Origin of the sequence: uncultured Veillonella sp., from assembly GCF_963524655.1 — a bacterium.
Taxonomy (GTDB): domain Bacteria; phylum Bacillota; class Negativicutes; order Veillonellales; family Veillonellaceae; genus Veillonella.
This window is the reverse complement of the sequence record NZ_CAURHA010000001.1, coordinates 56,101-81,720: the sequence shown is the minus strand read 5'-3', so window position 1 is coordinate 81,720 and position 25,620 is coordinate 56,101. Positions and strand designations below refer to the sequence as shown.

Sequence of the window (25,620 nt, the reverse complement as noted above, 5' to 3'; positions counted from 1 at the left end):
TTTTAGTAATATAACTAATAAATTCTCACACAGACTATACAACCCAGTATAAACAAATGCCTAGTGTATTCTCATACACTAGGCATTTATTTATAGTCTTAGAATAGTTTAAAACGGAAATAGGATTGGTAATAATACGAGTGCTACTATACTAGATACAACGATGAGTGGCAAACCAGCTTTCACATAATCCATGAAGCTATAACCAGCAATGTTGTATACCATAGTATTCGCAGGCATACCAATTGGTGTAGCATATGCTAAGGAGCTAGCGATTACGATAGCTGCAAGAACCGCTTTTGGATCGAATCCCAATTGAGATGCTAAGCTAAGACCGATTGGTACCAATAATGCACAGGTAGCAGTATTAGACATGAAGTTCGTCATGAACACACCAAGTACAAAGATTACTACTAGAACAACAATTGGAGATGGACTAGCACCAAGGCTGTTTACGATAAGATCTGCAATTACAGAACCAGTACCTGTTTTAACCATTGCGTCCCCAAGGGCCATAGAGCCAGCGAAGAGCATGATTGTTTTCATATCTATAGATCTAACAGCTGCACTTTCACTAATAACATTAGTAGCAACTAATACAAGAGCACCTATCCAGGCACTCACATAAAGTTTTACACCTAATTGTTTTTCAAAGATCATAGCAACAACTGTCAAAATCAATACAATTGCAGCAGTCCATTTTTTCCAAGACGGTACATGGCTATAATCGTCATTGCCTTCAAAGGCACCATCTGGTTGATGACTTGGAGCATCCGGTAAGAAACGTTTACCAATTGTAGCATAGAAAATAGTACCAACAATTAGAATTGGTAAACCTACTAGACCATAATCAAAAAATCCAAAAGAGCCTAGGCCCGCTTGTTGTAAGCCCGCTTGCGCAATCATATTGCCAGGAGCGCCGATAAGTGAAATATTACCACCCATAGCTGCAGCAAACACAAGAGGCATCAACAATTTAGTTTGTTTAAAACCACTTTTTTTACAAATACCGATAATTACAGGAATCAGTACAGCAGCTGTACCAGTATTAGATAAGAAACCAGATAAAATACCTGTAATCATCATAACTGCAACAAGTAAAGATGTTTCAGTTTTAGCAAACTTATGAACTACATTACCTACACCTACGGCTACGCCTGTTGCAAAGAAGGCTTCACCAATAACAAACATGCCCATAAATAGTAAAACGTTTGGATCTACAAAACCTGCAAATGCTTCTTTAGCAGATAAAACTCCACTTAGATGCAAGCCTACAGCTACAACCATAGCGGTAATAGACAATGGAATTTTCTCCCACGCAAACATGACGATGGCAAATACTAAAAAGCCAAGAGTTATCATTACACTCGTATCCATATATACCTCCCAATACGTGTAATATACCTAAAAAAGGGTACAAAAAAGGAGGATTGTACAAAATCCGTATAATCCTCCTATTAAATTGAAGATCACAATTCGATTATTTAATGAAGCTTACGTGTTTATAAATCTCTTCTAACACTTCTTCTTTTTTCGCATTGTATTCTACTTTTTTATTTTCAAAGTAGTTATTACCTTCTGCATCGATGGATACGATGAGCGGACCAAATTCTTTTACACGGCAAGTCCATAATGTTTCAGGCATACCAAGTTCACGCCAGTTAGCAGACTCGATTTCTTCTACTTCTGTAGCAGCAAGTACCGCATTACCCGCTGGGAATACACAGTGAAGTGCACCAAAGTCTTTACATGCACGTGCTGTTTCAGGACCCATACCACCCTTACCAACGATAAGGCGTACACCAGTTTGTTTTACAAATTCGTACTCAAATTTTTCCATACGCATAGATGTTGTAGGACCTACGGAAATCATTTCAAATTTATCATCCCCATGATCACGTACGATTGGACCTGCGTGCAAGATAGCACCGTTACGTACATCTACAGGTAACTCACGGCCGTATTCAACAAGACGACGATGAGCAACATCACGGCATGTTGTGATATGACCATTTAAATATATAATATCCCCTGCTTTGATACCTTCAAGATCAGATGCTTGAATTGGTGTTGTCAAAATATGTTTAGCCATTAGAATGTCACTCCTTTGTGAGATAGAATTTCGTACTTACCATCTTTATCAAATACTACATGCCCGCGGCGATGGTTCCAACAACCAACATTGACAGCTACAGAAATTACAGATGGATGACGGGAGCCATGCTCGATGTTAACACCCATTACAGATTTATCACCGCCCATGCCTTGTGGACCAATGTGCAATGCATTGATGCCATCTTCAAGCAATTGTTCCATATATGCAGCTTTTTCATTATCTGCTTTAGAGGATACTGGGCGCATCAATGCTTTTTTAGACATAGCTGCTGCTGTATCGATAGATGTTGCAATGCCTACACCAACTAATAATGGAGGACATGCATTTAAGCCATAGCTTGTCATCAAGTCTAGTACAAACTTAGCTACACCTTCGTAACCTTCACCTGGCATCAATGTTTTACCAGAACCTGGTAAAGAGCACCCGCCACCAGCCATATATGGGAAGATTTCTACATCATCACGGCCAGGTATGATATCCCATGTAATGTACGGAGCTGTACGACCAATATTTTTACCCGTATTAAATTCATCAAAGGTTTCTACACAGTTATGGCGAAGTGGTGCATCTTGTGTAGCTTGGTATGTAGCATTACGCAAGATTTCTTCGAGTTCACCAATCAATGGGTAGTTAGAACCTACTTTTACCCAGAACTGTAACACACCTGTATCTTGGCAGGATGGACGATTTAAATCGAAGGCCAATTCCTGATTCTTTTTCATTGTTTCATAAATTGTTTTAGCTAATGGATTTTTTTCATCTGCAGCAAGCTCTTTAATTTTTGCCTCTACATCATCAGGTAATTTCTTTGCTACATAAGCAATGAACTTTGCGATGACATTTGTCATTTCTTGCACTTGTTGTTCTTTCGTACTCATCGTAAACCTCCAAAAGGACTTCATTATTTAAGACGCAATTATTTCTGTTTCGGAACCTTAGCTCCTTTCGATGATTTCATTCTACTCTTTTTTCAGGATATAACTATCCAATTTACAAGTTGATTTTTTCTGATAAAAGTGTAAGGGAACTATAATAAATCACCTATATGGTTATATTTTAACGCATACAAAATATACAATTTCACCTATATACAAGCACAAAAAGAGCACTACCTATCAAAAAGTAGTGCTCTTTCAATGTCTAATGATCAATTACTTTAGAATATACAAAATTACCTATACCTAATGATTGTATATCTTCCTAAATGCAATGTGTAAAACCATTGAAATTATAACTAATTACAATGAGCTGTATTAATAAAAATTAGGATTGTAATTTTTTAACAACTGACTCAAGCTGTTCCCTAATATCTTGTAACTTTTGATTAGCCTCATCTAGTTCAATTTTATATTTGTAATCAGGTTGATACGGCAAACAAGATTGTAATAGCTCTACAATATCTTCCTCTTGTGTAGAAATGATCTCTTTCCAATCATGTAGTTTTGTTTTACGCCCCATCTCTTTGGCTTGTTTGCGATATTCCGTTGGCGTCGTATGGAAGTGCTTTTTAAAAGCCACATTAAAAGCCTTAATATCTGCAAAACCACAATTGATGGCAATATGAGCCACACTATCTGTAGAGTTAGCCAAACTTACGGTAGCCTCCCGTAGTCTCAAACGCAATACATATTCTAAAAAGGAAACACCTAATTGGCGTTTAAAGAACTGTGACGTATAGTTCACATTATAACCACCAATTTTAGCAATATCTTCCAATTCAATTTTTTGCTGATAGTTTTCGTCAATATAAGCAATCATCTTGTCAAAAGCAGCTTCCTTCATATCAGCAGGCTTTGTATTTGAATGAATAGACTTAACCGCCTCAATCTCGCTATATACATCACTAGCTAAGCCTAAGTAATGATGCTCTAACCACAACTGATTGGCCGGACTTTTACCGTCCACCATTAACAACATCATCATGGCTACATGGTATCTCACTGATGTAAAGAATGGATTATAACGATTCGTTTCATCAGATCGAACCATAAATTGATACATACTAAAATTAGGATCAAATTGTTGGAAGAAGTTCTTCCCTACATGAATAACGAGGGCCGTTGTATCCTCTTCTAAAGCTAATGTAGCGTGTCCTACTTGAGGAGAAATAATAATTGTATCGAGTGGCTCCATCGTGAAAACCTCACTATTACAGCTCATCTCAATACGGCCCTTTAATAAGATAAGGATTTCCGTTTCTCCATGCCAATTGTAATGATAGGTACTAACCTTATATATATGGCTACTAAAATCTATATGATTATGTTTGTATGTATAGTGGAAATAATCCATATTAGCTATATGCTCCCTAAATTTCAACAATAATTATTAAGTACCAAGTTTTATAAGCCAATTTTCTCTAATAGAGATAAGGTAAACATAGAAATACCTGCACCGATTCCAGCAGCTACTGATATTGTCAGATACGGAATATCAAGAACTATTTTAAACGTTTTAAAAAACAGCACTATCTGTAAAAGTCCACAGGTCAAGGTTGTCCCAAAAATTACTGCGCCTGCGAAAACCATATTAACAATATATGTCAGTACAAAAACAGACATCAGTGAAAAAATAAATAACTCTATACTCTTAACTAAAAATATTTCTGAATAAGCATATAAATACACCATAAAAACTCGCTTTAATGTTAATGCAGCGTCAGCCCCTCTTGCTATCAACAAAAAGATAGGCACGAACACAACAGACATAACGACAAAAGTTACAAATGATCCTGCTATATTCATTGCAAGAGTAGGATTAATTAAAAGTTCAGCTAATGTTGTTGTAGATTCAGGTTTTAATAAATTAACACTTACGCTCCCCAAAGTCATAATAAATAGCATGAATACTATATAAAATACAACAGCTTTTATAGAACCGCTTAAAGTTCCTCTATCCCGAAAGTATGGCAACCATAAGTTAGGACTCACAACGGCATTAAAAATTTGTCTATATACACTAATCGAGTCAGTACTATTAACCACAAAAACCTCTCTTATTTACATAAAAAATGCATCCCTTAGAAATTCAAGGGATGCATTTATTATGATATATATATTTAACTATGGTCAACAGCAACTTAATTTTTATCTATTAAGCCTGCTAAAATGTTGATATACACATTACTGTTACTATTACACTTAATTAAAAATTACATAAGCGCTGTAATCGCTGCTGCTAAACCGAAGAAGATACCTGGTGCATTGGCTAATGCTACTGGAATATCTCTATGTTCTTTAAACAAACCATATAACACCCATAATGTACAGTTGATAGCCGCTACTAAAGGTTGGATCCAATCACCAGTACCTGGATGTGCTAAGTTGTTCATAATTTGTGGAAAGTAAGATACATACATTGCTACAGCAGTAACAGTTGCAACTTTCCCTAAGTTTTCCATAAATTTTACTTGATTCATTATATCCTCCAAAATGATTAATTTACGATTGTTTGTAATACCTGATGAGGTATATTCTACTCAGTTTAGAGAATCTAACTATCCAAATTAAAAGACAAATTTTTGGATTAAATCTAGTTAAAACTATAATTTTATATATATTTTTCTTATTTCGAAATTACAAAATATATAATTTAACCCATACTATAGATGTAAAAAGAGCACTACTTATCTACAGTAGTGCTCTTTTTGTGTTTTTATAGCATTTCTCTATATAGAAAATCACCCAATTCCAATGTTTCTATATAATCAAAAATTTTTTATTTGCAATTTATTCACAGTAGCTCAAATTCTATTTACAGTAAATCAAAATCTGACTACTAATTAAAAGATTAATTATAACGCCTTTACCACATCAGCTAATTTTGCTTTTAAAGTTTCTAGCTTTTGACTCATAAACTCTAGCTCACTCTTAGCACGTGAATCATCTTCATAAGATAAAAACGAATGTAGTAGCTCAAGGACATCTTGATTTTCAACTGATACGATTTCTACGCCGTCTTGCAATGTAGTTTTACGGCCAATGGCTTTTACTTGCTTTCGATATTCGGTGGGAGTCATACGGAAATACTTTTTGAACGCTACATTAAAGGCTTTAATATCTGCAAAGCCACAACTACTAGCAATCCTAGCGATCGCCTCATCTGAGCTCGTCAGCTGAACAGTTGCATCTCTTAATCGCAATCTCAGTACATAATCTACAAAAGAAATCCCCATTTGGCGCTTAAAGAATTGAGACGTATAAGCCACATTATAACCACCAATCCTAGCAATAGCTTCTAACTCAAGCTTTTGCCGATAGTGTTCATCAATATAAGCAATCATCTTATCAAAGGTAACAGGTTTAATATCGCCAGGTCGTGCGTTTTCATGGACAAATTTAACTGGGGCAAATTCTCTAAATACATCACCTGCTAACGCTAAATAATGATGTTCAACCCACATGCGATGTACGGGGCTTTCACCTTTAGCCATCAACAACATCATCATAGCCGCATGGTGACGTAAGGTGGTAAAAAATTGATTATGCCGAGTACTTTCATTAGAACGCACAACAAATTCGTACGTTCCAAAATCGGGATCATACTGTTGATAAAACTCGTTCCCCACATGAATTGTAAAAGCTATTACATCCTCCTCAAGGGCTAATATTGAATGCCCCACTTGAGGTGAAATAATAACTGCATCAAGAGGCTCTAAGGTAAACACCTCGTCATTACAACTCATCTCAATGCGCCCTTTTAATAAGATGAGAATCTCTGTTTCCCCATGCCAGTTGTAATGGTATGTACCAACACGATATATGGTGCTACTAAACTCTATGTAATTATGTTTATATGAATAGTCGAAGTAATCCATTACACTTTTACTCCCTAAGGTAATTTCGCTCTTAACGCCTGTTCCTGTGATTTACTCACTTCTAACAAGGCATATTCATCGTGAGTTCACGTACCAAATAAAATTTTGTCTACAACAGTTTCAACAGATTCAGTACATAATTTTGAATTATATACTTGTTCTAAATCACGTTTATACACTTGAATGGTTTCAAAAAGTCCACTCTGTTCAAGTTCATTACTATTAGAGACCAAAGACTTTACAATTCCATCATGATGATCTTTAGGTGTGGCTCTCGCTTGTAAAGGATCCACGATCATCATTTCTAAATAGCGCAATTGCGTCGTCAAATAAGATAACTCAGGCTTAGTAGCTATCAAACAAAAGTCGACGGTATAGCCTTTAGATTTTAATAATGTAGCTGTATTAATTGGTACTGCGGCTGAACGTAATGTGCCTTCAATAATCAAATTGTATTTTAAAGAGCTTAATTTATCAATTACAGCCTCTACCATCTTACCGGCAAACATTTTTGTGTAATCTACACTATCAACACCATATTTCTCTTGTAACTCTCTAAAATACGGATGTTGAGCACGATATGTATCGCCATCAATGACAATATAATTACCTTTTGACTCTAGCATTTTCACACGATGAATTGTGGTTTTCCCTGCTCCACTTTGACCACCTAAAATAACAGCACGAGGTGTACTAGATATATTTTTATTAAACGTTAAGAAATCAATGGTACGTTCTAAGGCCTTTTCAAAGTCTTCAGAACTATAGGACTCAATAGCTTGTACATCACTAGTCTCTTTAACAGCTTTAACATCACTAATGTCATGAGAAGCTTGTGTTAATGACTCTTTAATAGTATTTTCAAGTTTTACCATATCTAACTTTAGAATATCTAACTCATGTATAGATGTAGCTAAATATAACTCTGTATTTACAATATGAGAATACGCTTTTAATAGCTCTACACAGTCACTAGTGCCACGCCCCTCGACTAAGTTACAGAGACGTGCTAATGTTTCCGCACTTTGTTCTTTTAGAACTTCTATTTGTAACGTTAAATTATACTGTTCAACGACGTTCATACATTCGACCTCTCTCAACGCATTAAAAATGCACCCCTTATAATCCAAGGGATGCATTCATTATGATATATTTATTTAACTACGGTCAACAGCATCTTGAAGTTTTCTCGGGCATTGAGGCTATGAGGCACTTCAGATGGCATAATCAATGTTTCACCAGCTTTCACATTGTGTTCTACATCACCAACAACGATGTGTGCCTCACCATCAAGAATTTGCACAATCGCGTCACCTACAGTTACATGCGTTGAGATTTCTTCGCCCTTTGGTAACGCAAACAAGGTAATACTGAGGCGTTCATTTTGGGCAATCGTAATACTAATCACTTGCCCTTCTTTATACTCTAAACGATCGTCTAGATGTAAAATTTCGTTGACTGGGATATTTTTTGTGAAAGTCTTACTCATAGAAATCACTCCTTATATAACTATATAATGGTAAAAAGTAATTAAAAAGTAGATTGAAATACATTTTGTCAAAACTTAATTGATGTAACTAAAAGGTTTATCCTTTCGTTGAGTTTATTATAAATTAATTGAGATTTAATTTCAGTACCTATAGCAACAGAATTGAAATAATTTTATATAAACAATAAGACGAGGCCTCTAGAGAGACCTCGTCTTATTATTTTTATCACTAAATATTACAGATATGTAATATCCTAAATTTTGAAATATTAAACGTCTATAACTATTAATCTCATATAATTTAAATCGCAGGTAGCAGTCCTAATAGATACACATCAAAGGTATCGCCAGGATGTACTTCGTGTACGCCTTTTGGAATACATGCCAATGCATTAACCGTATATAAGCCTAACATGCTACTACTATTAAAGTGACGGTTAGCCACAAAGCGTGGCGCACCACCACCAAAGATTACTTTACCTTGTACATAGCGATCAAAAGCATTGCGTTTAAAAATTTCCGAATCCATAACACAGGCTACCACTGGTGTAGTCCAGTTTGCCAAACCTTTATAGCGCTTCAAGGTTGGTGCTACGATTAAATGCCAACCGTTAAAGGCAGCCCCTGGATTACCAGATAGACCAAAGATGATTTGACCTTTCGGGGTCACAGCACCATAAGATGCCGCACCAGGACGCATTTGAATACGTGCATAAATAGATTGAGCACCTAATTTCTCATAAATAAGTGGCATTGTATCAAAGAGACCAACTGATACACCGCCAGAGCTGATGATAATATCTGCCTCTTCACTAAGTTTCAACACGTGATTGATTTCAGACTCTAGTTCCTCAGGAGCATCGCTTACGTGATAGTGTGTAATCTTGTGAAAGCCTAAATCCTCTAAGAGGCCACAAATCATAGCTCGATTAGAATTATAGATTTTACCAGGTGTTAAACTTTCACCAGGTTCAATCACCTCATGACCAGAGGTAAGGACTAATACTTGAGGCATGGAATTAACTGTTACCTCAGTAATGCCGAGTCCAGTTAAAATGGTTTGTACCGTAGAAGTTACCTCTGTACCTCGTGGAATCACAAGGGTTCCCGCAACACACTCTTCACCTTGAGGGATAATATGATCGCCACAGTGATAGTTGCCTTGAATAGTAATCGTTGTTTGCGGTTCTCCTGTACCAACCACTTGTTCTTGCATGATAACCGTATCACATGTATCCGGCACAGGTGCACCAGTCATAATACGCACTGCATGACCAGGTTCAACAGGGTGCTCCCACACAACGCCGGCACCAATAATACCGTCGACGATATATTCATTACGACCTGCTTCGTAGGCAATGGCATATCCATCCATCGCAGATTTGGGGAATGCAGGTACATCAGTTGAGGCCTTAATATCCTCAGCTAATACGTATCCCTTCGCAGCCTTAACAGCAATAGTTTCAGTTTTATGAACTTGTGTTTGTAAGGCCTCATCCCATAATTGGAGTGCCTTCTCAACAGTAACGACGGCCATGTAAACACCTCATCATTTCCTGTATATGGCGTACCAATTCAGGTACGTCTTGATCCAACTTGCCAATTTCAATTGTCGCCACTCGGTCCATTGCATCCGAGATAAGTTCTTCCGTATGGCCCTCTTTCGTAACCTCTATAATAGGGGCAATACCTTGGGACCGTGTTTCTAGTATAACAATATCTACGGGCATATGCTGTGTCAAATCATACAAACTAGACTGTTCTTTTGTACGTATACGAATCGCTGTTTCATTAGGCCCTGCAATAGCAACCGCATTAGCCCCTGCTTTATAGGCAAGGTCTGTATCTGTCCCTTCATGATCCATGTGAAAGCCGTGCTTATCGCTCTTTACAACTCCGACGGATAAACCAACTCGTTGTAATTCTGATACGAGACGTGTTACTACCGTTGTCTTTCCTGTTTTCCGTTTAGATGCCACTACACTAATGAGCGGCACACGACGGAACTCATTTTCTGCTAAGGCACGTGCCCATTGGTAGTCTTCGAAGCGATTAATATTACTTAGTTCCCAAGTATAATCACTAGCATCTATATGCTCAACATGACCAATGACATCAAGGGCATGATGCAAAGACATATCCTCACCGACGAGAACAGACTGAATTAATGATGCAATATGCGTTCTATAAATGCCAGCCATAGGCTCAGCTTTGTCACTGTCACCATAAGGAACAATGGCGTTCCAATCATTATGATCTACTTGGTATAGCCAATCAAAATAGAGATCCATCTCCATAAATGGCATATCCACGGCCATAACTGCATAAGCAGGGCTAGGTCCTACCGCCAAGGTGCTATACAGGCCTCCTAACGGCCCACATCGCTCAATAGAATCCCGAACAATAGAAACTTTTTCTTGTTCATCGTTCGATAAAGTATCAATAATATGAGTCTGTATGGCATGACCTAATTGCTCATCGTCCCCAATAGAGATCAAAATATCATGTACATCTGCATCAAGCCCCTTGCGGAGGGCGTGAGATATGAGACTTTCACCACCAACCCAAGACAATAAAGCCTTTGGTTGGCCCATTCTGGTACTAAGACCACCAGCTAAAATAATTAAACCTAATTTATCCACGACGTCGTAAACCTCGTTTAACACCTTGATAGATGAATAATAAAACAACAATATTTAAAATGCCATCTGGCACCATATAGGAAGCATTATAAACCATAGAGTAAATCCAAGGATTTTGCCCTTGTGGTGCATAGCTAGCAAAGACTACGGCACCACTAGTAACAGATACTGCCCAACGCAATGCGATACCTACAATAGATCCTGTAATAAGTCCAGAAATAGAGTCTTTGAAGTAACCGCAAACGCCAATAACACCATACGCTACCAAGTAATCTAAGATAATACTTAAATAATGAACAGATGATTTAAAACCTAAAATAAAGTGTAAAATACCGTACACAACACCGACAAAAATACCGCGTGTACCGCCCCAACGGTATGCATAAATCATAAGTGGCACTAAAGCTGCGGCCTTAATAGATCCCCCTTGTGGCATATGGAAAAGCGTAATAAATGACAAAACTTGTGCAATAGCAATTGCCACGCCTGCTTCAGTAAGCATACGAGTTTTTGATTGATCCATTTCAATCGACCTCCTCATAATTATATGTTTTCATATATGTATTTTAACTGATATTTTCTATTTATAAAGTCTACTTGTATTGTACTACAGTTTTTTTGTGATACCAAACAAAATATTCGGAACGTATTGAAAATTTTGCGAGTCTCTTGTATAATGGTACAGGTTCAATATGTAATATCCGAAGGAGATATAGAAACTATGATTAACACAACGAACATCTTTGATTATGAAGACGTGCAATTAATTCCTAATAAATGTATCGTCAGTAGCCGTAGCGAATGTGATACACATGTAAAATTAGGTAAACGCACATTCCGCTTACCAGTGGTACCTGCAAATATGCAAACTATCATTGACGAAGAGTTGGCTGAAAAATTAGCACGTGAAGGCTATTTCTATATCATGCATCGTTTCCAACCTCAACGTCGTATGGACTTTGTAAAACGCATGCACGACCTTAACTTATATTCTTCCATTTCTATCGGCGTAAAAGCTGAAGAATTTGCTTTAGTTGATGAATTCAAAAAAGCAAACTTAACACCTGAATACATCACAATCGATATTGCACATGGTCACTCCAATGCAGTAATCGAAATGATTCAATACATTAAAAAGAACTTACCTGAAACATTCATTATCGCTGGTAATGTTGGTACACCAGAAGCAGTTCGTGAACTTGAAAATGCTGGTGCTGACGCTACTAAAGTAGGTATTGGTCCTGGTAAAGTTTGTATCACTAAATTAAAAACCGGCTTTGGTACTGGTGGCTGGCAATTAGCTGCTGTTCGCTGGTGCGCAAAAGCAGCTACAAAACCTATCATCGCTGACGGCGGTATCCGTGACCATGGCGACATCGCTAAATCTATTCGCTTTGGTGCGACTATGGTTATGATCGGTTCCCTCTTTGCTGGTCACGAAGAATCCCCAGGGGATGAAAAAATCGTTGACGGTAAAGCAGTAAAAGAATACTTTGGTTCTGCTTCTGAGTTCCAAAAAGGGGAACGCAAAAACGTAGAAGGCAAAAAAATCTTCATCGACTCCAAAGGTTCTATCTTTGATACATTAGTTGAAATGGAACAAGATTTACAATCTGCTATCTCTTATGCTGGCGGCACTACTTTACAAGCAATCCGCAAAGTAGACTACGTACTTGTTAAAAACTCCATCTTTAACGGCGATCGCTAATACAATACAGCATATAGTAAAAGCCACAGGTTATATCCTGTGGCTTTTTTGTATCCCCTTCTCCTTATTGATTATGAGGTAATATTTTTTAAAAATAATATTTCAATATTTAAAATTAGCCCCAAAGACACATTGTCTCTGGAGCTATTATTTAAGTTTAAACTTCAGTTTCTTTTGATTTATCCATTAACATATAAGCGTATTTACCAATACCTGCACTTACTACAAGTAATACAGTCAATACGATAAATGCAACAGTAAGACTTGTACCATGAGCGATGAAACCAATCAATGCTGGTCCCATCAAAATTCCCATATAGCCTAGCATTGTAGATGTTGCCACAGCTTGTGTCATAGGAATTACATTTTGTTCCCCCATAGCAGAGAACAAGTTTGGTACTACCATAGCTAAGGAGATACCAAGTAATAAGTAGGTATACATAGAACCATAGCCAGGTAAGAATACGATAAGGCCCATTGCAATAGCGCCTAACAAATACCCACCAATAACAACTTGTTTAGAGGTCAAATGTTTACCAATTGTATTCCCCAGCAAGCGGCCGATACACATAGTACCATTAAATAGCATAACGCCCATAACAGCCTCTTCGATAACGATACCTTTATCTTCGAACAGGTATAACGCACTCCAATCCCCTACTGCACCTTCAACTAAGTAAGATACAAAGGATAAAAGACCAAAGATAATGGCAATGGGATGGAAAGATAATGGGCTTTTAGATTTTTTTGTAACCTTTGCATTTGGATCACTGCCAAAGGTCAACATAAATTGGCTAACCACAACCATAGCAATAAATAATACGATGAGAAGTCCCCAAATACTTTCATTAACAGGTAAGGATAATATTTTTAAGAGCACCAGTAAAACACCAGCACCGGCAAAACCGCCTAAACTCCACCCACCGTGATAGGCACCCATTAAGTGTTTCTTACTCACCTTTTCGGTCAAGATAGCTTGTAAATTGGCAGACGCACCACTGAGTCCGACGCCAATACCAAAGAAGAACAAAGCGGCTGTGGTCGTAGCAATTGTAGAACACATGGTAACAACCGCAAGAGATAACATGCCAATAAAGCTAGCTAGTAAAACGACTTTCTTGCATCCAAAGTTCTCTACTAGCTTACCAGCTATGGCCATGGACAAACAAGAGCCTACACCGAGCACTAAAATCATGGAACCCAGTACATCTTCACCGATACTAAGCTTTGCTTTTAAATATGGCACAAAACCAGCCCATAAAGCTGTATACATACCTGGGATAAAGAATCCTCCAAAGGCACCACGAATATTTGCTGTTGAAATAGAAACTTGATTGCTCATTACATCCTTTCTGGCTTCTAGAACCGTCCGGCGAAGAAAGGTCCTTTTTTATCCGCAAAGCGCTAAAACTTGCATCATTGCAGGAAACCATTTTAATTACATATCATTTATTATTGGAATATAATAACCCTCTTTACAGAAAATGTAAAGAGGGTTATTTAGTAAAATTCAATACCAACTTTATTCGTTAATAGAATTTAATTCAACGCTATTTATAGATGGTTTAAATACAGTCATATACAAAGTATAGATATTAATAAATGGAATAAACATGGCTACTAACCAATAAGCGCTAAGACCCATATCATGTAATCTTCTAACAGTACAACTAATATTAGCTAATATATACCATATCCAAAAAATCCAATAGATAACTAAACTAGAAACAATAGCTGTATCTATATTAAAAATATTTTCATAGAAGTAAAACAAAATAGGGTTGAGCGCATATGTTATGATCTGGAACATAAATACGCCCCAGTATAACTCTTGTCTTTTTGCTCTAGTTCGATAATCAAACAACTTGTTAATAAACATAGTTCTAAAGGAATCTATAGAATGAGATAAACCAATCGTATCCCAAATATCCTCTCGCTTTTTATCGTCACTGGAACTGTATATCGGTTCATAGCTGATATTGTATTCTCCACTCTTCTGCTTTCCATTTGGCAAACCATAACGATTAGATTCTTTATTAGAAGGCACAAATATTAGCAATAAGAGTACTATATACTCATAGAAAAGATAAATGTAAAAGTCTACAGTCACTCTAAGATCTATATCAGTAAGGTTTTGATTATATCCCCAAAAGCCTAGTAGTAGTATATTAAAAATTAAAATAATATACTGTAAACACCGTCCAAGAGCACTACCACTATAATCATTTAAGCGTCGTTTACCTAATTCTGATAATGTAAAAGCACCTAGAAGATTGATGACAATTGTCATGATAAAAAATATCGGCTCATCAATATAATAATCAGAGGTGAGAACAATTCGTCCAAAATAATTAGAAAAAGTATCATTTGGAGTTAACTTTAAAGAGTCTACAATACCTAAAAGATTTATTAAATTGCCAATATAGACTTCTAAGAGAAGAAACAATACCCCTATAAGGTATGGAAATCTTGTTAGCCTTTGGTTAAGAAAAAGATTCTTAACATTAGACTTTAATAATAGCCATTCATCAAGAAAGTTAAAGTTAATCATTAACGCTCCGTATTTCATATATCTAAACAAAGTATTAACAACAGTACTAACTCGTACCATACCATATTAAACAAGACTTAGTAAATATCTAAATTTAATAAAGCACCCATATGCCCACACAGCTAGTAAGTAACGCCACAAGAACAGGTATAGCTGTGCGTTTCAGCAAATCTACGGATTTAATATGCGCCACGCCAGCTACGCCGACCATTACAGGACTAATAGGGCTAAGGAATAAGCCTAGGCTTGCACCGTTTTGCATACCAAGCATAGTAGTAATCGGATCAAGTCCTAGATGAGCTACGATATTAGGTACTAGTGGAACCAACGTAAATAATGGCGCTACATTGCTACCTGTCACCATGCTAAGGCCTAACATACCGCCCCCTAGGACAGAGGTAAGTTCCATGGAGTTAAGAGATAATGTTTGAAGTGCCCCAACCAAGGATTCAATAAGACCTAAACTCACTAGTCCTTGTGCAAAGATTTGTCCCCCTATAATAAGGGTCACTGCATAGGAGAACTGGTTCCCCATACCTTCAAAGAAAACAGTCGTACTCTTAAGTACAGTTCTCAAATTGCGATGACGAATTAATTCAGCTAATAGAGCAATACCAAAGGCAAGCATCATAGCCAATGTAACATTCATCTTCACACCAGGAAAACCATATTGACTAAAGCCTAAGATAAAACACAATGGTAATAAAGGGAATATCATATATGGCTTAGGCCCTATTGGCGCCTCTGGAATACTTTCACAAGTATCTATAGCCTTAGGTTCCTCCACCCGGTCACGATATTTCTGCCAGAAAAAGTGTGCTATAGCCGTCACAATAGCGACTAAGAAATAAAGACGCAACTGGTAGCCTACAAAATAGTTTGGCACAGGCATATTCAAGGTCTTTGCAATGAGTAAGGTAGATACCGCACCAGGTCCTACGTCCATAAGATGTCCCGTAGCAATAACAGCAGCAGCCCCTACTGGGTTCACACCAAGACGGAGTAAAACAGGATACATGGTAACCATCATGAGGAGGGCAAGACTCAATGGATTTGGCACACATATGGATAGGCCCATATTGAGTAGAAACATAAGGGCTAACACAATATATGGTTGATTGAGACGATATAAAGGCTGAATAATTGTATGTGCTAGTCGCGTCCCTGCTCCGATATATTCCATATACTTAGCATAGCCTGCACAGGTCATAATCATAAGGCCTAAATTTACTATATTCTCGGACGTAGTGATTCGCACAATATCCATGGCATCAAATACCAAGACACCTGTAGATTGGGACTCAACAAGTATAGCATCAATCCAATTTGCTTCATAAGCAATAAACATCATGAGAATCCCCATACCAATTAAAACTGGCTGTGGTTGATAGCGCTTCATTAACAATATCCCTGTAATAGCAATAATGGTGATACATATAACTACATTCATAAATAAGCACCTCTCAACTAGAGAATATATATTAGACCCATATAAGATGTATACTACACTTGTATTAAATCCATATTATACCTATATTATACCTACATCATGCACAAAAGATAAATAAAGATACAATGAAAAAGCACCATTATCCTTAAGATAACAGTGCTTTTATTCCGTCTTATACTTTTATTTATGCTCTTTTAACCATGCAATGGCATATTCTGCATATACGGCAGATGCCGCAGATAGTACGGAGTCATCCATATTGAATCGATTATTATGATGATCGTATGTAGCTTCAATATCAGGGTTTTGAATACCAATAAAGGCAAAGCACCCTGGTTTATCTTGTAAATACCATGCAAAATCTTCCCCTGGCATTACTTTACGCATTTTAGAAAGTTTGTCTTTACCTAATGTATCAATAACGACACGTTCCGCCAATTCGCTAGATGCAGGATCATTAATAGTAGGCGGTACTTTTTTTACATATTCTAATGTAGCAGTTGCTCCATAAGCCTCAGCAGTATGTTCTACTACGCGCCGTATGGATTCAACATAGTACTCTTCTTGGTCTGGGTCAAAGAATCGAATGGTCCCTCCCATTTTAGCTTCACCAGGGATAACATTCCATTCAGATCCAGAGTGAATATTACCAATAGTGAGTACAAGAGAATCTAAGGCACTCACATTACGAGACACTACGGTTTGCAAGTTCACGACGATAGCACTAGCTACTACAATGGCATCAATCGCTTGGTGTGGCTGTGCACCATGGCCTTGTTTACCTTTTACATTAATAGTAATTTGGCTACTTGCCGCCATACGAGGACCTTCTTCTACAGATATGAGTCCTGCTGGTAAATCGATCCATACGTGGCCGCCAAAGATGGCATCCACCTTATCGTACCAGTCTCCAAATTTGATGAAATCTGGCGCCCCTGCTCCAGTCTCTTCAGCAGGTTGAAAGGCTAAATATACGTCGCCTTCGATGCGGTCTTTCATAGACATTAACATCTTTGCAGCTCCTAATAAGATAGCCATATGACCATCGTGACCACAGGCGTGCATTTTGCCTTCAGTTTCTGATTTATAGTCTACTGTATTATGTTCGTGAACAGGCAATGCATCAATATCGGCGCGCAAAGCAATGGCTTTGCCAGGCTTGTCACCGTGGATGATACCAATTAAGCCGATGCCCCGCTCTGTATCGACGTGAACCTCTACGCCCATAGATTCTAATTCTTTAGCCAAGGTTTTAGTTGTTTCAAATTCTTCATTACTGAGCTCAGGATGTTTATGGAAATATCTACGCCAATCTTGAACGTAGCTTTTATATTGTTCTATTAAATCGCGACTATGCATGATATCGCCTCCTCACTAAATCCCAATATTACTAGGAATAACATTGTAAAAGTAAAAGAAAACGACAGGCAGTGCCATGTCGTTTTCTTAGTTTCTTATCGGTTGCGCAATACTGCTTGTACCGCTAAGGATACAACAGCTGTTGCAACTGCCACAGCAGCAGTGATCTTTGCTGTTGTGAAAAGTTCTTCTTTTGTAGGTTTTGCTTTAGCAGCAATATCCAAAGTTTTTGCTACAGCAGGTACCAATACTTCATTACGTAAGGATTCTGTATTCATATTTACTCCTCCAATATAGACTGTTTCTTCTAGGGTAACACGAATGAGAACTAAAGTCTATATATTCATCGATTTATTTCAATAATTACTCGGTTACGTAACTATTTTAAATGATATTTATGAAAGTTATCCTTAAAATTATTTTGCAGCTAACTCTTCAATAGCTTCAGCTACAATAGCAATCGCTTTTTCCAATTGGTCTTGAGGAATATTAAGTGCTGGTAAAAGACGTACTTTATTTTTTGCAGACAAGCATACAACGCCCTTTTCAAGACATTTCGCAATGACTTCTTTTGGATCTACTGTAGTTTCAATACCAAGCATAAGGCCCATGCCGCTCACACCTAGAATACCAGGTTTGCCTGCTAAGGTATTTTTTACATAGTCCCCTTTTGCTTTTACAGAATCTAAGAATTCTGGTGTTAAACGATTAATGATAGTATTGCCTGCTGCCGCACAGATTGGATTGCCACCAAAGGTTGTAGCATGGGCACCAGCATTTAACACATATTGCATCTTTTCATTAAATAATGTAGCCCCCATAGGAAGTCCACCTGCTAAACCTTTTGCAGTAGATACTACATCTGGCTCAATGCCAAATTGTTGGTATGCGTATAGACTACCAGTACGGCCATTACCAGTTTGTACTTCATCGATTAACACGAGTTGATCGTGTTCATGAGCATATTTTGTTACGGCTTGTACGAACTCTTTATCCAAAGGCATAACGCCACCTTCACCTTGAATAGGTTCCATCATGATGGCACAAACTGCTGGATTATCAAGCGCTTTTAAGGCCGCATCAATATCATTAGCAGGTGTATGAATAAAGCCTTCTGTAAATGGGAAGAAATGTTGATGGAATACATCTTGGCCTGTAGCAGACAAGGTAGTAATAGTACGACCATGGAAGCTATTAACCAAGGTGACGATGACATGACGACCTTCGCCGTATTTGTCATGGCTATATTTACGAGCTGCTTTGATGGCACATTCATTAGACTCTGCACCAGAGTTAGAGAAGAATACCTTCTTCATACCTGTTTTAGCGCACAGTTGTTTTGCCAATTCAATTTGTGGCAAAGAATAGTATAAATTTGAAATGTGGTTCAACGCATGAGATTGTTTTGTCACAGCCTCTGTCCATTCATCGTCATCGACACCAAAAGCTGTTACGCCGATACCAGATCCAAAATCGATGTATTCTTTACCATTTACATCCCATAAAAGAGAGCCTTTACCTTTTTCAAAACATACGTTAAACCGGCCATACGTATTGGCTATATATTCTTTATCTTGTTGTTCAAAATCGATTGTATTACTCATTACATCCTCCAAACGTACGGTCGCGCCGCCGTCTATCTATATGAAAGGTAATCAGATGATTACCAACATTACATCTACTGTTTTATGCTACAAACATAGTACCAAGACCTTCATCAGTCAATAGCTCAATAAGAATGGCATGTGGAATCTCACCATTGATGATAAATACCTTTTGAGCTCCTGACTTGATGGCCTCTAAGCAACAATCTACTTTTGGTATCATACCGCCAGCAATAATACCCTCTGCTTTTAATTGATCCGCCTCTGCCATAGTGATTTTAGAGATTAAAGAATTAGGGTCATGTACATCACGTAGCACACCATCAATGTTAGTCATGGCCACCATTGTTTCCGCCTTAAGGGCACCGGCAATTTTTGCGGCTACCGTATCAGCATTAATATTATATGTCTTGCCATCAGCCCCCATACCAATGGAAGAAATGACAGGAATATAACCTCTACTGATAACATCATCGATAATACTTGTGTCAATTGTATCGATAGAGCCTACATAACCAAGCTCATCATTTTGTTTATGAACTTGAATCATATTACCATCCACACCACAGAGACCAACAGCCTTACCACCAAGGTCTGTTAAATCTGCTACAAGGCCTTTATTAACCTTGCCGGCTAATACCATTTGTACTACATCCATTGTCGCTTCATCTGTGACACGCAAGCCATTTGCAAAACGGGATTCAATTTTCATGGCATCTAGTGTGCTATTAATAGCTGGACCACCGCCATGAACGAGCACAACCTTTACCCCTACCAATTGAAGTAGCATTAAATCCTTCATAACGGATTTTTTTAATTCTTCATCAATCATAGCATTGCCGCCATATTTAACGACAACATATTGATCTGTATATTGTTTAATATATGGAACGGCCGCAGTTAAGATATGCGCCCGCATTGCATTTGTTACGTCCTTCATAGTTCCCTCTCTAACCTAGTGCTAGGCCTGTATCCTCAGGCAAACCTAAAGCAATGTTCATACATTGAACAGCAGCACCAGAGGCACCTTTGCCTAAATTATCGAAAATAGCATGAACCATAATGCGTTCATCGTTGCCAGTCACATAGATTTTCATGCTATCTGTGTTGCTCAATTGATTTGCATTTAACATACCTGTATTACTGTTCTCAGTAAATGGTACGACAGTAATAATCGGGCTACCTTTATAAAAGTTTTCCAATGCCTGTTGCACTTTATCAATGCTTATTGGCTTTTGGCATAAACGACTGTGAATGCCTACAGTTACTTCCATACCGGAATAATAATCGTCAACGATAGGAATAAAAATAGGTGCTTCACTAAGTCCACACACATGTTGAACTTCAGGCAAGTGCTTATGTTGTTGACTTAAACCATATTGACGCGGTGCATAGAGGAAATAATCCTTCGGTTCACTTTCATATTGACCTATCATCTTTTTTCCGCCCCCACTATAGCCGGTTAAGGATGTAATGGTGAAAGGATAGTCCGCTGGTACGAAGCCTGCTTTTATAAGTGGAGCAATACAAGCAATCATACCGCTCGCATGACAACCAGGATTTGCAATGTATTTTTCTGTAGCGATGGCTGTTTTATAATCCGCACCGAGCTCTGGGAAACCATAGGACCAATCAGCAGCCGTTCTAAATGCAGTCGATGTATCAATGACCTTACATGGTAATTCGCCGATAGCGGCCATAATTTCTTTAGATGCCACATCAGGCAAGCAGAGAAATACAATGTCAGCCTCTTTAGCGACCTCTTTAATGGCCTCTACATTTTTACGATCCTCATCAGCAGTGGCGAGTAACTCTATATCTTTTCTATTGGATAACCGTTCATGAATTCTTAAACCTGTTGTGCCTTCATGACCGACAATAAATACTTTATGGGGTGCCATAATAAACCTCAATTCTCACCTATTGGTGACTCAAACCTATTTATACATTTCTCGCTTATTACTTTCAGCGATTATAAATAGGAAACAAACTATACGCTTCATCACCTTCTAGGGAGATGAAATTATTTCAAAGGATAGTCACTAAATGTTGCAACCATAACCGCTTTGATAGTATGAAGACGATTTTCTGCTTCTTGGAAGGCTACGGAATTTGGACCTTCAAAGACATCTTCCGTTACCTCAATACCATTCATGCCGAACCGTTCAAAAATATCTTTACCTACTTGAGTTTCCGTATTGTGGAATGCTGGCAAGCAGTGACAGAATTTGGTATTTGGATTACCGGTTAATGCCATCATCTCTGCATTGACTTGGAATGGTTTAAACGTATTGATACGTTCTTCCCACATATCGTATGTATCACCCATGGTTACCCATACGCCTGTGTAGATAACATCCAAGCCTTTAACACCTTCAGCTACGTTATCTGTACATGTAATGGTAGCACCTGTTTCTTTTGCAACTTTCAAACATTCTTCATAGAATGGACCAGCTGGCCAGTATTGTTTAGGACCGATAAGTCTAAAATCCATCCCCATTTTAACGGCACCACTCATCAATGCATTACACATATTAGATTGACCATGACCAACATAGGCAAAGGAAATTTCGTTCAATGGCTTGTCGATATTCTCTTGTAAGGTCAAGAAATTTGCCAATGTTTGCGTAGGATGATCCATATCGGTAAGACCGTTCCAAATTGGTACGCCAGAGTATTCTGCCAAGGTATCTACATCCTCTTGAGCAAAGCCTCTGAACTCGATAGCATCATACATAGATCCTAGAACACGAGCTGTATCTTTTAAGGATTCCTTTTTATTCATTTGGGAACCTGTAGGGCCAAGATATGTTGTATGAGCACCTTGATCCGCAGCACCTACTTCAAAGGCACAACGAGTCCGGGTAGAGTCTTTTTCGAAGATGAGAACAAAGTTTTTACCTTCTAATGTTTTGATTTCTTTACCTGCTTTTTTATCTGCTTTTAGTTTTGCAGCTAAGTCCAAGAAGTATTTAATTTCTTCTGGCGTATATTGAAGCATTGTTTTAAAAGATATATGTTGTAAACTTTTCATGATAACCTCTTATTTCAAACTACTATTTAACTACTTTTCTTGTAACAATTCGGCGGCTAATCCTGCCATCATTGTAATTCCTGGTTCTAAAATGCTTTCATCAATAGTAAAGCATGCGTTATGCAAGGCAGGATTACCTTCAAAACCTGTGCCTAACCAAAGGAATGCGCCTTTTATTTTATGAAGATACGCGGAGAAATCTTCTGCAGCCATAGACGGGAATTCAGGATGAACCACCGCTTCTTTACCAAGATATTTCTCTACAATAGATGTGGCATAATCGATGGCATCTGAATTGTTGATAGTAGCACCATGACCACGTTTATAATCTAAAGTGCTTTCTGTTTTAAACATCACATCAAGCGCCTGTAAGCTTTCACCTAATCGTCGCTCAATATAATCTCGTTTTTCTGGTTCATAGGTGCGGCAAGTGCCCTCTAGATACACATCACCACAGCCTACGTTATATCGGTCACCACCATTGATGACACCGATAGTACACACAAGATTTTCCATTGGATTCGTTTCACGAGCCACCATAGACTCAACATTAACAATCCAGTTTGCAGCAGCCACGATTGCGTCTATCCCATTGTGAGGTTCCGCACCATGAGTAGCCTTCCCTTTAATGTGTACGAGGAAGTGATCGGATGCAGCCATCAAATTACCTTTTTTAAGCCCTACAGTTCCCACTGGTAGTTGAGGCCACACATGAAGACCATATATTTCATCTACGTCATCGAGGATACCGCTATCTACAATACCTTGAGCACCTGGAAACAAAGCCTCTTCTTCCGAAGGTTGAAATACGAGCTTTACAGTGCCGTGCAATTGGTCTTTTATAGACTGTAAAATGGCTGCAGCCCCAAGTAAAATCGCTATGTGGCTATCGTGTCCACAAGCATGCATAACACCTTTATTTTGGGAGGCAAATGGTAAACCTGTTTCCTCATGAATGGGTAATGCATCTATATCGGCACGCAATGCAATAACGGGACCTGTATGAGCTCCTTCGATTTTGCCGATTACCGCATAATCAGAAACATCGTTAACAAAAGAGATGTCTAGTTCGGTGAGAACCTTTTGTATAAATAAAGACGTATTTTGCTCTTCACCAGATAACTCTGGATGACTATGAATATGTCTACGCCATGCTACAACTTGTTCTTTATATTGTGCGGCATATTTCATGATCAAATCTTGTAATGTATTCATTACTCTATCTCCTTTATACACATCATGTATTATTTATACATTTTTTGTGTATTTTTATAATCTATGTACGTATTATAATACCTCCAATCACAAACTACAAGTATTTATACGTAATTTATGTATTTTTATTTGATATATTACAAATTAATTTTACTCATAGAACTGTAAACTTAACGTTAACATACTACATTCTTAGGAGATCCCTCATAAAAACAATTAATAAATGGCTAATATTATTTTAGTATAAAAACAAAAAGACACCTTTTAAAGAAGGTGTCTTTTCGCTATTTCGTCTTATTTATTATAATCTTATTTTTCAATGACTGATTCATCGAGCTGTGTACCATCAGGCAAGAATGCTTTTACAATCAATTTATTTGGTGTAACAGTCATAGTCATATAGTTATTCTTGTCACGATCTGGCGCAACATATACATCTAGTGGATGTTGTTTCCATTTAGGACGACGCGCATCGCCTGCGATTCCGGTAAGAATATATAGCGGACCCGATGCATCCCGCTCAAAGTTGCGCACATGACCCCGATTTCGATAGGAATGTAAATGAGCTGACAGAACTAAGTCTACATTAAACTCATCAAAAATAGGCATAAATAATACGCCTTCGTCATCAAAACCTATAGCTCTATTTGCACCTGGTCGATCAAAGGCATATTGGAATGGATCTCTATGCATAAGAACGACGGTCCATTTTTTAGTGTTAGTCGTTAAATCTTGGCGTAACCACTGAACCTGTACATCGTACAAATCGGGATGATGCGTATCAGGATTATCCTCATGATTGCTTTCATATAACATGGTATCTAATACAATGTAATGAACATCACCGAAGTCATAGGAGTAATAACGACGATTAAAAATTTCATTCCCATTAGGCGGTACTGCGAAGTAATTCAAATATGCATAAGGCTCGCGCATTTTCCAATCTAATGTATACATCTCATGATTGCCTAAAGTCGTTGCTAACGGCACATTGGCACTTAACGGTTTAATAGAGTTAAGCCATGTACGCCATTGATAGGCTTGCTCCCCATTATCTACAAGGTCACCCATACTAATATACAGAGCGGTCCTAGGGTTGCGTAGTGCTGAGCTCTTTACAATCTCTTCCCACTGAGAATAATCCCCCGACTGAGAATCTGGATAGATGAGCACATCATATACACTAGCACCAGCCGTTTCCAGACGGTACCAATCACTACGGCGATCTGTACCGTAACCTACGCGATATTCATATTTAGTATTAGGTGTCAAACCTGTCAATGTGGCCTCATGAATATAGGTAGTACTACCATCATCGGTAAAAGCTTTGTCTGTAGCGCCTATCGTTTGTGTCTTTTCAGTGCCCTCTAGACGATACTCTATTACCGCATCAGCTTCGCTATTGTCTGATTGCCACATAATGGTTCGGCTTGTACTATTATCTTGAGCTACGATTTGTCGAATATAACGGCTTTCGGAATCAAGGAGCGGTTTTATCTCTTGACCACTCACAACAGCTGCAGTCCGAGTAATTCGACTGTATATAGCATCCCTATATACATAACTACCTACAGTAGCACCAACCACGGTAATAATAGCTAGTAAAGATATAATTAATCTTTTTTTGTTCATATAA

The 25,620-nt window shown here is 38.0% G+C and carries 24 protein-coding genes; 1 reads left to right on the top strand and 23 read right to left on the bottom strand.

Annotated elements, in window-relative coordinates:
- Positions 1–108: 108 nt before the first annotated feature.
- The 12 genes from RYM16_RS00355 to thiT form a co-directional block, all read right to left on the bottom strand.
- A complete protein-coding gene (locus tag RYM16_RS00355) occupies positions 109–1,377 on the bottom strand; it encodes an SLC13 family permease (RefSeq protein WP_314981673.1) in 1,269 nt (422 codons plus the stop codon).
- A gap of 103 nt (positions 1,378–1,480) precedes the next feature.
- The gene (ttdB, locus tag RYM16_RS00350; protein ID WP_156931474.1) at positions 1,481–2,092 is read right to left on the bottom strand and encodes a L(+)-tartrate dehydratase subunit beta; all 612 of its coding nucleotides are present in this window, start codon (positions 2,090–2,092) and stop codon (positions 1,481–1,483) included.
- The gene (gene ttdA, locus RYM16_RS00345) at positions 2,092–2,994 is read right to left on the bottom strand and encodes a L(+)-tartrate dehydratase subunit alpha (protein WP_314981671.1); all 903 of its coding nucleotides are present in this window, start codon (positions 2,992–2,994) and stop codon (positions 2,092–2,094) included. The genes ttdB and ttdA overlap by 1 nt, the downstream gene beginning before the upstream one ends.
- A 385-nt stretch (positions 2,995–3,379) precedes the next feature.
- Positions 3,380–4,408 carry an AraC family transcriptional regulator gene (locus RYM16_RS00340; protein ID WP_314981669.1) on the bottom strand — a complete coding sequence of 343 codons (1,029 nt, stop codon included), beginning with the start codon at positions 4,406–4,408 and terminating at the stop codon, positions 3,380–3,382.
- Between the two features lie 50 nt (positions 4,409–4,458).
- Positions 4,459–5,100 (bottom strand): hypothetical protein, encoded by a 642-nt coding sequence (locus RYM16_RS00335; protein ID WP_314981667.1) that lies wholly within the window; start codon positions 5,098–5,100, stop codon positions 4,459–4,461.
- Between the two features lie 167 nt (positions 5,101–5,267).
- Entirely contained in the window at positions 5,268–5,534 is a 267-nt protein-coding gene (locus tag RYM16_RS00330; protein WP_009351082.1) for a SemiSWEET family transporter, read from the bottom strand.
- A 375-nt stretch (positions 5,535–5,909) separates the two neighbouring features.
- A complete protein-coding gene (locus tag RYM16_RS00325) occupies positions 5,910–6,932 on the bottom strand; it encodes an AraC family transcriptional regulator (protein WP_314981665.1) in 1,023 nt (340 codons plus the stop codon).
- 86 nt (positions 6,933–7,018) lie between these two features.
- Positions 7,019–8,014, bottom strand: a complete 996-nt coding sequence (locus RYM16_RS00320; RefSeq protein ID WP_314981663.1) for a zeta toxin family protein — start codon at positions 8,012–8,014, stop codon at positions 7,019–7,021.
- A 71-nt stretch (positions 8,015–8,085) separates the two neighbouring features.
- A complete protein-coding gene (locus RYM16_RS00315) occupies positions 8,086–8,421 on the bottom strand; it encodes a cupin domain-containing protein (protein WP_288188059.1) in 336 nt (111 codons plus the stop codon).
- A gap of 301 nt (positions 8,422–8,722) precedes the next feature.
- Positions 8,723–9,958 (bottom strand): molybdopterin molybdotransferase MoeA, encoded by a 1,236-nt coding sequence (locus RYM16_RS00310; protein WP_314981661.1) that lies wholly within the window; start codon positions 9,956–9,958, stop codon positions 8,723–8,725.
- Positions 9,939–11,063 carry a molybdopterin-guanine dinucleotide biosynthesis protein MobB gene (locus tag RYM16_RS00305; RefSeq protein WP_314981659.1) on the bottom strand — a complete coding sequence of 375 codons (1,125 nt, stop codon included), beginning with the start codon at positions 11,061–11,063 and terminating at the stop codon, positions 9,939–9,941. The genes RYM16_RS00310 and RYM16_RS00305 overlap by 20 nt, the downstream gene beginning before the upstream one ends.
- The gene (thiT, locus tag RYM16_RS00300) at positions 11,056–11,586 is read right to left on the bottom strand and encodes an energy-coupled thiamine transporter ThiT (RefSeq protein ID WP_314981657.1); all 531 of its coding nucleotides are present in this window, start codon (positions 11,584–11,586) and stop codon (positions 11,056–11,058) included. The genes RYM16_RS00305 and thiT overlap by 8 nt, the downstream gene beginning before the upstream one ends.
- Before the next feature lie 198 nt (positions 11,587–11,784).
- Between thiT and RYM16_RS00295 the strand changes: the two genes are divergently transcribed.
- Positions 11,785–12,771, top strand: coding sequence for a GMP reductase (locus tag RYM16_RS00295; RefSeq protein ID WP_009351075.1), 987 nt, complete (start codon positions 11,785–11,787; stop codon positions 12,769–12,771).
- Between the two features lie 157 nt (positions 12,772–12,928).
- Here the strand turns inward: RYM16_RS00295 and RYM16_RS00290 are convergent, their stop codons facing one another.
- The 11 genes from RYM16_RS00290 to RYM16_RS00240 all read right to left on the bottom strand — a co-directional run bounded on the left by RYM16_RS00290 (position 12,929) and on the right by RYM16_RS00240 (position 25,616).
- On the bottom strand, positions 12,929–14,113 hold the full coding sequence (locus RYM16_RS00290; protein ID WP_009351289.1) for an MFS transporter: 1,185 nt from the start codon (positions 14,111–14,113) through the stop codon (positions 12,929–12,931).
- A gap of 180 nt (positions 14,114–14,293) precedes the next feature.
- Positions 14,294–15,340, bottom strand: a complete 1,047-nt coding sequence (locus RYM16_RS00285) for a DUF805 domain-containing protein (RefSeq protein WP_314981656.1) — start codon at positions 15,338–15,340, stop codon at positions 14,294–14,296.
- 76 nt (positions 15,341–15,416) lie between these two features.
- Entirely contained in the window at positions 15,417–16,772 is a 1,356-nt protein-coding gene (gene dcuC, locus RYM16_RS00280; RefSeq protein ID WP_314981653.1) for a C4-dicarboxylate transporter DcuC, read from the bottom strand.
- A 180-nt stretch (positions 16,773–16,952) separates the two neighbouring features.
- Positions 16,953–18,131 carry an amidohydrolase gene (locus RYM16_RS00275; protein ID WP_314981651.1) on the bottom strand — a complete coding sequence of 393 codons (1,179 nt, stop codon included), beginning with the start codon at positions 18,129–18,131 and terminating at the stop codon, positions 16,953–16,955.
- 95 nt (positions 18,132–18,226) lie between these two features.
- Positions 18,227–18,409, bottom strand: coding sequence for a hypothetical protein (locus RYM16_RS00270; protein ID WP_009351246.1), 183 nt, complete (start codon positions 18,407–18,409; stop codon positions 18,227–18,229).
- Positions 18,410–18,547: 138 nt separating this feature from the next.
- Positions 18,548–19,735 carry an aspartate aminotransferase family protein gene (locus tag RYM16_RS00265; protein WP_314981650.1) on the bottom strand — a complete coding sequence of 396 codons (1,188 nt, stop codon included), beginning with the start codon at positions 19,733–19,735 and terminating at the stop codon, positions 18,548–18,550.
- Between the two features lie 82 nt (positions 19,736–19,817).
- Positions 19,818–20,675 (bottom strand): acetylglutamate kinase, encoded by an 858-nt coding sequence (gene argB, locus RYM16_RS00260; RefSeq protein ID WP_314981649.1) that lies wholly within the window; start codon positions 20,673–20,675, stop codon positions 19,818–19,820.
- 10 nt (positions 20,676–20,685) lie between these two features.
- Positions 20,686–21,636 carry an N-acetyl-gamma-glutamyl-phosphate reductase gene (argC, locus tag RYM16_RS00255; RefSeq protein ID WP_314981647.1) on the bottom strand — a complete coding sequence of 317 codons (951 nt, stop codon included), beginning with the start codon at positions 21,634–21,636 and terminating at the stop codon, positions 20,686–20,688.
- Positions 21,637–21,758: 122 nt separating this feature from the next.
- The gene (argF, locus tag RYM16_RS00250) at positions 21,759–22,769 is read right to left on the bottom strand and encodes an ornithine carbamoyltransferase (RefSeq protein ID WP_399553765.1); all 1,011 of its coding nucleotides are present in this window, start codon (positions 22,767–22,769) and stop codon (positions 21,759–21,761) included.
- A gap of 30 nt (positions 22,770–22,799) precedes the next feature.
- A complete protein-coding gene (locus RYM16_RS00245) occupies positions 22,800–23,984 on the bottom strand; it encodes a M20 family metallopeptidase (protein ID WP_314981645.1) in 1,185 nt (394 codons plus the stop codon).
- A gap of 309 nt (positions 23,985–24,293) precedes the next feature.
- Positions 24,294–25,616: a metallophosphoesterase family protein gene (locus RYM16_RS00240; protein ID WP_314981643.1), complete on the bottom strand. Its 1,323-nt coding sequence runs from the start codon at positions 25,614–25,616 to the stop codon at positions 24,294–24,296.
- Between the last annotated feature and the right edge of the window lie 4 nt (positions 25,617–25,620).

Bases quoted from the DNA above. Each gene is read 5' to 3' on its own strand.
- RYM16_RS00355 (WP_314981673.1), bottom strand. From the start codon at position 1,377: ATGGATACGAGTGTAATGATAACTCTTGGCTTTTTAGTATTTGCCATC.
- ttdB (WP_156931474.1), bottom strand. From the start codon at position 2,092: ATGGCTAAACATATTTTGACAACACCAATTCAAGCATCTGATCTTGAA.
- ttdA (WP_314981671.1), bottom strand. From the start codon at position 2,994: ATGAGTACGAAAGAACAACAAGTGCAAGAAATGACAAATGTCATCGCA.
- RYM16_RS00340 (WP_314981669.1), bottom strand. From the start codon at position 4,408: ATGGATTATTTCCACTATACATACAAACATAATCATATAGATTTTAGT.
- RYM16_RS00330 (WP_009351082.1), bottom strand. From the start codon at position 5,534: ATGAATCAAGTAAAATTTATGGAAAACTTAGGGAAAGTTGCAACTGTT.
- RYM16_RS00325 (WP_314981665.1), bottom strand. From the start codon at position 6,932: ATGGATTACTTCGACTATTCATATAAACATAATTACATAGAGTTTAGT.
- RYM16_RS00320 (WP_314981663.1), bottom strand. From the start codon at position 8,014: ATGAACGTCGTTGAACAGTATAATTTAACGTTACAAATAGAAGTTCTA.
- RYM16_RS00315 (WP_288188059.1), bottom strand. From the start codon at position 8,421: ATGAGTAAGACTTTCACAAAAAATATCCCAGTCAACGAAATTTTACAT.
- RYM16_RS00310 (WP_314981661.1), bottom strand. From the start codon at position 9,958: ATGGCCGTCGTTACTGTTGAGAAGGCACTCCAATTATGGGATGAGGCC.
- thiT (WP_314981657.1), bottom strand. From the start codon at position 11,586: ATGGATCAATCAAAAACTCGTATGCTTACTGAAGCAGGCGTGGCAATT.
- RYM16_RS00295 (WP_009351075.1), top strand. From the start codon at position 11,785: ATGATTAACACAACGAACATCTTTGATTATGAAGACGTGCAATTAATT.
- RYM16_RS00290 (WP_009351289.1), bottom strand. From the start codon at position 14,113: ATGAGCAATCAAGTTTCTATTTCAACAGCAAATATTCGTGGTGCCTTT.
- RYM16_RS00285 (WP_314981656.1), bottom strand. From the start codon at position 15,340: ATGAAATACGGAGCGTTAATGATTAACTTTAACTTTCTTGATGAATGG.
- dcuC (WP_314981653.1), bottom strand. From the start codon at position 16,772: ATGAATGTAGTTATATGTATCACCATTATTGCTATTACAGGGATATTG.
- RYM16_RS00275 (WP_314981651.1), bottom strand. From the start codon at position 18,131: ATGCATAGTCGCGATTTAATAGAACAATATAAAAGCTACGTTCAAGAT.
- RYM16_RS00270 (WP_009351246.1), bottom strand. From the start codon at position 18,409: ATGAATACAGAATCCTTACGTAATGAAGTATTGGTACCTGCTGTAGCA.
- RYM16_RS00265 (WP_314981650.1), bottom strand. From the start codon at position 19,735: ATGAGTAATACAATCGATTTTGAACAACAAGATAAAGAATATATAGCC.
- argB (WP_314981649.1), bottom strand. From the start codon at position 20,675: ATGAAGGACGTAACAAATGCAATGCGGGCGCATATCTTAACTGCGGCC.
- argC (WP_314981647.1), bottom strand. From the start codon at position 21,636: ATGGCACCCCATAAAGTATTTATTGTCGGTCATGAAGGCACAACAGGT.
- argF (WP_399553765.1), bottom strand. From the start codon at position 22,769: ATGAAAAGTTTACAACATATATCTTTTAAAACAATGCTTCAATATACG.
- RYM16_RS00245 (WP_314981645.1), bottom strand. From the start codon at position 23,984: ATGAATACATTACAAGATTTGATCATGAAATATGCCGCACAATATAAA.
- RYM16_RS00240 (WP_314981643.1), bottom strand. From the start codon at position 25,616: ATGAACAAAAAAAGATTAATTATATCTTTACTAGCTATTATTACCGTG.